Annotated in this window: 3 protein-coding genes; 1 reads left to right on the top strand and 2 read right to left on the bottom strand. The window is 57.6% G+C overall.

Features of this window, described 5'->3' with window-relative positions; all coding sequences use genetic code 11:
- Nucleotides 1–96: 96 nt before the first annotated feature.
- Both RMO15_RS03690 and RMO15_RS03685 read right to left on the bottom strand, forming a co-directional pair.
- Nucleotides 97–462 carry a hypothetical protein gene (locus RMO15_RS03690; RefSeq protein WP_309707947.1) on the bottom strand — a complete coding sequence of 122 codons (366 nt, stop codon included), beginning with the start codon at nucleotides 460–462 and terminating at the stop codon, nucleotides 97–99.
- Nucleotides 463–555: 93 nt separating this feature from the next.
- Nucleotides 556–1,758, bottom strand: a complete 1,203-nt coding sequence (locus RMO15_RS03685) for a helix-turn-helix transcriptional regulator (protein WP_309707944.1) — start codon at nucleotides 1,756–1,758, stop codon at nucleotides 556–558.
- Between the two features lie 144 nt (nucleotides 1,759–1,902).
- On the opposite strand from RMO15_RS03685, the gene RMO15_RS03680 reads away from it, so the two are divergent.
- On the top strand, nucleotides 1,903–3,504 hold the full coding sequence (locus RMO15_RS03680; protein ID WP_309707941.1) for a C2 domain-containing protein: 1,602 nt from the start codon (nucleotides 1,903–1,905) through the stop codon (nucleotides 3,502–3,504).
- The last annotated feature ends 167 nt before the right edge of the window (nucleotides 3,505–3,671 follow it).

Genomic DNA, 3,671 nt, shown 5'->3' with positions numbered 1-3,671 from the left:
CTCAAGATTAGAGACCAACTCCGGGGCGTGGCAGTACTCGCAGTGATGCAGAGCCCGGGAAGCAACTGTAGGATGAAGAGGGTTCACAGAGCAACTTTACTTGCGTGTCGCGTCAAGTAGAGCCTGAGAGCGTGCCAGGGTCGCCTCCTCTTCGGCTTGAATCAGAGCCTCAAGCTCTGCCTGAAGCGCTGGTGGTAGTGCTTTCCCACTCTCCTGGGCCGTGCGCCACTGCGCCATAAGTGCCTGAAGTTGTGCTCGCTGGGGGGCTGGGAAAAAACGATCTGGCTGAAATCGCCGCAAGAGAAGATAGGGCTCTTCGTCACTGTCCCAGGCTTCGGCGGTGAGCTGGAGCGCGTCAAGTGCCGCGCCCAGAGTCTCTCCAGATGCCTCTTTGCTCTGTGTAAAGACACGTATTCGCCTGCCTCCCCTCTCAGGGATTTCGGAAACCACCGCGATTGTCATATTGGCCTACCTCCCTCACGATTGTACCATCCGTGCTCCGTGCTCCGTGCTTAGTGCTCAGGGGGACGAAGCGTGAAGTGCTGATACGCGTGGCTAGCTGAGCGCGTGTTCTAGCTCATAGACGGCTTCTAGTGCGTGCTGGAGGTTCAAGGGAGCAATTATCCGTTTGCTCTCTTCCAGGCAGGCGCGGGCCTCGGCTCTGGCATTCATCTTGGCCAAGCCCCGGGCCATGTTGAGCTGGTTCAAACCCGCCCGGTACGTATCGGGTGGCTCTAGATTGGCGATAAAGGCGACGGACTCCGCGTAACGGCCACACTCACGCAGGAGGCTCCCTTTATCCCGTAGGCGGCACGGGTACTCATCGGCATTGTCGGTCACGAGGGCGCAGTAGGTGTCGGAGAGGCGCAAGGCTTCGTCGGGGTCATCTTGGGCGATGTCACGGGCGACGAACGAAAGCAGATACGCCCGCCCGGCCTTGTCTGGGAAGCGGTGCTGCCACTTGAGTGCGGCGCGTGGGCTGGCCTCCAGCGCAGGAATCAGATGGAAGTGGAGCGGCTGGTAGGAGCGGGCCGCGAGCGCAAGCGCACGCTGGTGGTAGAAATCGCGCAGGGGAATATTGTCGTACCAGAGCTCGGCGCAGCTGCCAAACTTCGCGACGATCATCGCCAGATCGCCAATATCGGCACTGTTCGTGCGAACCAGCTGCCCGATGTTTGCTAGGAGCGAGAAGAGAAAGAGCTTGTAGGATTCCTGAGGGACGTCCCACTCCATCGTCTCCATGTAAGTACGTAGCAGTGCCTCTCGGCTCTTCTCCACGGGCTGCTGGGCAAAAGCACTCGTGCTGAGGGCCGCGATCTCTTCTGCGGAAGCGCCTAGTGCAAAGCCAATGGTGTGGAGCTGACTGGTGGTCGGGCGTGCCTGATCATGTTTCCACTGGCGGTAGAGCGAGCGAGATACCCCGGCCTCCCGCGCGACTTCGTCCTGTGTTTTTCCGGAACGCTGGCGCAGGCCGTACAAATAATCCCCCAGGGAGAGGCGTGTGGCCGCCCCCGGCCTGTTGCGCTCGGCGAGGAGAGCACGTGGGGTTTCAAGAAGACTCAAGCAGTGTGCTCGCTCCGACGCCGACACGCTGAGTGCCTCCAGAACCGACGAGAGCTCCGGGAGGCGCGGGCTGTAGGTTCCCGACTCCCAGCGCGAGAGGGTGGCCTTGTTCACCCCAGACTTCAGCGCCAGTTGTCCGAGCGTCAGCCGCCGTCTTTGGCGGAGCTGACGCAGAAAACCATCAAACGTCGTCATTGCTTTCAGTATACCGTGGCCCCTCCCCGCAACAAAGTGTTGCACTTTTCCTGCCATCGCTTGTATTGCCCTAAGGCTTAGGGCATACTGGTGGCACTGTGATGCAACTCTTGCATCTAAAGATAGAGAAAGAGATTTTTCAAAATGGTAAAGAAATATGCCCGCAAGGGTTTACTAGCAGCGACGCTGATGCTGGGACTGGTTCCGGCAGCACAGGCATTTGACACCGGGCCGCATCAGGATCTGACGGATGAGGCACTACGGGAACTTGGGTTCAGCGGCGATGCGAACCGTACCGCACAGCTCCAGAACTGGCTTGTGGATTACTACTCTAACAGCCCGACTACCAAGTTTGCACCGGGGGGACAGCACAGCCTGGAGCAGCTTCACTTTGATGGCTTGGCCTCGTCAAGCCGTGTGTCGCACTACTGGGATCGGCTGACCATCAATACGAAGATATCTGTCCAAGAGGCCGCCAAGGAAAAAGACGCTTTTAAGCTGATCGTACTGATCGGGATGAGCTTGCACGCGGTTCAAGACTTCTACACCCACTCCAATTGGGTCGAGACTCATCCTGCTCCCCAGGGAATAGACTACGCCACGGTTACCTGGTTTGATAGCAAAAAACGCGATGGTGTGCGTACGGGAAACTACCCCAACAAGGGCAACAAGGACCCGAACGATCACGGTGACTACGACTATGGCATGAACCACGACTCGCAGTCCCGCCCGGACTACCACCGTGCCTATACCTTCGCTTATGCCGCATCGCGCCAGTGGGTACACCAGATTCGGGAGTGGGTCAATGAGATCGATCCGGAGGTTTGGAACCAGGCTAAGGGGCTTGAGCTTAGCACGGCGGAGCGGATCCAGCTCGACATGGGGATGCGTTCCGCCTATCGTATCTCCGAGTGGGTGACCCAGAAAAACAACAACGGCCACTGGAAGGGCAAGGGCAGTGGAAGCGGTGCCGAGTGGCTTGCTGCCGCCGCCGCCTGGGTCGTCTTCCCGATGGGACGTTTCACGGATCCCTTCCTGACCCTTGACATTAGTATCAGCGAGGCGGTTCGCAGGAACTGCCTCTTCAAGCTCACGACTGCCGATGCGAGTGGGCGGCAGGATCTCAGCAAGGACGAGCCCGCGACGGGAGATGTCCCCAAGGTCGCGCACATTCCGATTAAGAAGCAAATGATTGTGGTGCGCGGCACCGAGATCAAGGAGCTTGAGGTCGGATTCTTTGAGTTCAAGATCGACATTGGGGGCATTGCCGATTTCTACGCTAAGATCACCATTGATGGTCAGCTCTTTGTTGAGAACTGCTACCAGAACAAGGCGAATGTCAGCAATCCCTGGGATACCTTTAAGTTCGTGGATGACACGAAGGATCGTGTCGATATTCATATCGAGGTCTGGGACGAAGACCTGGGGCCGAAAGATGATCACTGCGACATTAACCCGGCAGATAATAAGCAAGATCTAGACATGACTCTCAACACTCGAAACCAGGAGCTGAGTGGGGATGTTCGAGGGATCTTTGACAACCACGATAAGCCTTGGGGGGAGGGCGGCAAGGCAAAAGATCGTGCCTTTATGCGTGCCTACTGCTGCTCCCGCAAGCTTGCGGATCTCCCGCCGGATAACGACGAGCAGGCTGCCCTCACCGTTGCCAAAGCGTCCGCGGGGCCGGGCATCCTCTCTTTGCTCGCTCTTGGGCTCGTTGGAGGCGTGGTCGTGAAGCGGCGCTAAAAATAGCCTTCTGTTGATTAAAAAAACTACGTCAGCAAAACAGCCTTGATGGTTACCGGGTAAAATCCTCGTGAGGAAATCACCGATTTTTCACCCGAGGAGCAATAGAAGATGGGACGAACACAACCTATCTCCAACCCAGAGCAACACCGTCGCTTAGAACCCGC

This window comes from Armatimonas sp., from assembly GCF_031410135.1.
Lineage (GTDB): Bacteria > Armatimonadota > Armatimonadia > Armatimonadales > Armatimonadaceae > Armatimonas.
The sequence above is the reverse complement of the archived record's forward strand: the minus strand, read 5'-3'. Positions and strand labels throughout refer to the sequence as shown.